Consider the following 2752-nt stretch of genomic DNA (forward strand, 5'->3'; position numbering starts at 1 on the left):
TTTACTTCTGTTTCAGCAAATTTTTTGTACAGGTCTCTCAACAGTACTTGTTCCTTTGAATAGCCAAACTCCATAATTTGTTTCCTCCTTAAAAATCGGCAATAATTTTGTTATTATTCTAACAAATAACTATATGAGCAAAAACCGTGCCAACGATAATTTCCCATTGTTTTCACACTTTTTTTGGAAAATTCGCTGGTTTTTTGTCAGAATAAATGTTAGAATACTTGTAACTTTTTGTATTATAACACTTTTTCTAACAAAATGAAAGGGGTATTTGCCCATGAAATTGACAAAAGAGCTGTTTTTTTCTTCCAATTTGATACATCAGATCCTGGACAACACCAACGGAGGCATAAATGTGGTGGATACAGACGGGATTTTAGTATATGTCAACAATGTTTCAGCCAATTATCTGAACCAAAAGCGGGAAAATATGATCGGAAAACACATTTCCCAATTTTATCCTGCCGCCGTTCTTCTAACAGTGTTAGAAAATCATCGTCCCATTCTGGATAAAAAAATCCATCTGGTGCCCCCCAATAAATATGTTGTAAATTCCTATCCTATTTTTATGGACGGGGAATTTATGGGTGCTTATTCCATTTTCCAGGACATTCAGGAGATTGACCAGCTCAACAGCAAAATCAAGCATCTGGAAATGCAGGTAAGTCTGACAAAGCCCGAAGCCGATTTCCAGCACGTTGTCCACATGGGCACTATGCAGAACATCTACAAACAGGCAAAAAAAATCGTTGGCTCTTTGGGCGGCCCCCGTCATTCCATCATCACAGGGGAGTCCGGCACCGGCAAAACCATGCTGGCAAACCTCATTTATAACTACGCCAAACAGATTGGCGTTATCGGCAAAAATGCCCCTTTTATCGAAATCAACTGCGCCCAGTTCACCAACCCAGACATCGCCGCCATGGAAATTTTCGGCTCCGTGGAAGGTGCTTACACCGGTTCCAAAAAGAAAAAGGGGCTGTTCGAGCAGGCAAACGGCGGCATCCTCTTTCTGGATGAAGCCCACACCATCGAAAATTATCAAAACCTACTATTAAAAGCCATTGAGTCCGGCAAAATCCGCCGCATTGGTGACACGAAGGAAATCGACATCAACGTCATTGTCATTGCCGCTTCCACCAAAAACCTCCACGAAGTATTTCTGCCGGAATTGTACCAAAGACTTGCCCAGTATGAAATGCACCTGCCTGCTTTGCGGGAGCGTTCTCTTGCGGAAAAAGAAAATCTCTTCCGTCATTTTGTCATGCGGTATGAAAACGCCGTTGGGGAAGCCCGACACATTCGCTACCACGTGATTTTCACGCCGGAAGCGAAACATGCCATCCTCAACGCCGTTTACCCCAGAAACATTCGTCAGATGCGTGACGTCATCAATTACAGCATCGATGCTTCCTCTCCTCTGATTGAGGACATTGGGGAAAAAACGGAAATCACCACAGTGGTGGATATGGAACACATTCCCTTTGAAGCCGCAGAACAGCCGGAAACAGTGGAAAACAGCGAACCTGCCGCACCGGATGACAAAATCACCGACCAGATTGCTCAGTTTATCCAAGAACAGAACGCCAGCGGTCTTGGTCCCCGAAAAATCGCCCGTCAGTTGGAAGCCATGGGATTTCCCATTCCTTATTATAAAGTGGCTTATTTCCTGAAAAAAAATGTCTCTGCCAAAGAGGCAGAAACTGCGAGGACAACTGCCGCATTTTTAAGGTAAACTGAAACTGTCATTGACAAAAACAAATAAGGAGGAAACCACATGGACTGGATAGACAAATGGAATGAAGCCCTGGAAATGCTGGAAAAAAGCCTGACTGCGGAAATTTCTCTGGATGACATTGCCAGAACCGCCTGCTGTACAACCTTCCATTTTCAGCGTATGTTTTCCTATCTGGCAGATATGCCCCTTTCGGAATATATCCGCCGCCGGAAAATGACAAAAGCCGCCTTTGATTTGCAGAGGGGTGCAAAAGTCATTGATGTGGCGCTGAAATATGGATACCGTTCCCCAACGGCGTTCACACGGGCATTTCAGAGCATCCACGGCATCACCCCATCCCAAGCCAAGGCAAAAGGCGCGCCCCTGAAGGCTTTCCCGCCCATTCGGTTTCAAATGACCGTCAAAGGAGTGACTGCATTGGATTATCGTATGGAAGCAAAAGGTCCCCTGCGCATTGCGGGGATTTACACACCATTGGAAAAAGACATGGAGAAAAATTTCCAGACTGTACCTGCTTTCTGGCAAAAAGCTGCGGCAGACAATATCCTGCCGAAACTGATAAGCATCATGGAAATGCCTGCGGTGCTGGGAATTTCCGCCTGTCAGGAAGAAGAATGGAAATACTGGATTGGCGTCTGCACTTCCAAAGAAGTGGAACCGCCTTTGGAAATGCTGGAACTGCCTGCTGCCACATGGGCAATCTTTCCCGGCACAGGCCCTATGCCAAAGGCGTGTCAGGAATTGGAGAAACGGATTTTCACGGAATGGCTCCCCAATTCCGGCTATGAATATGGAAAAGGAGCAGATATAGAGGTCTACTATAACGCAGACCCTGCGGATTCTGTATTTGAAATCTGGATTCCCGTTGTGAAAAAAGCAGAACATATTTAAGGAAGCAAAAGGCATGTACCTGTTTTGAACAGGTCCAGTAAAAACGGACAATGACAAAAAGCCCCCTTATGTAGGATAATAGAACTACATAAGGGGGTCTCGCTATGTCCGGAAAAA

Annotated in this window: 2 protein-coding genes; both read left to right on the forward strand. The window is 45.1% G+C overall.

The window, feature by feature from the left end; all coding sequences use genetic code 11:
• Positions 1-283 precede the first annotated feature (283 nt).
• A complete protein-coding gene (locus BUB35_RS18000; protein WP_072853988.1) occupies positions 284-1741 on the forward strand; it encodes a sigma 54-interacting transcriptional regulator in 1458 nt (485 codons plus the stop codon).
• Positions 1742-1783: 42 nt separating this feature from the next.
• Positions 1784-2635 (forward strand): AraC family transcriptional regulator, encoded by an 852-nt coding sequence (locus tag BUB35_RS18005; RefSeq protein ID WP_072853990.1) that lies wholly within the window; start codon positions 1784-1786, stop codon positions 2633-2635.
• Positions 2636-2752 lie beyond the last annotated feature (117 nt).

Source organism: Anaerotignum lactatifermentans DSM 14214 (assembly GCF_900142265.1).
GTDB classification, from domain to species: Bacteria; Bacillota; Clostridia; order Lachnospirales; family Anaerotignaceae; genus Anaerotignum; species Anaerotignum lactatifermentans.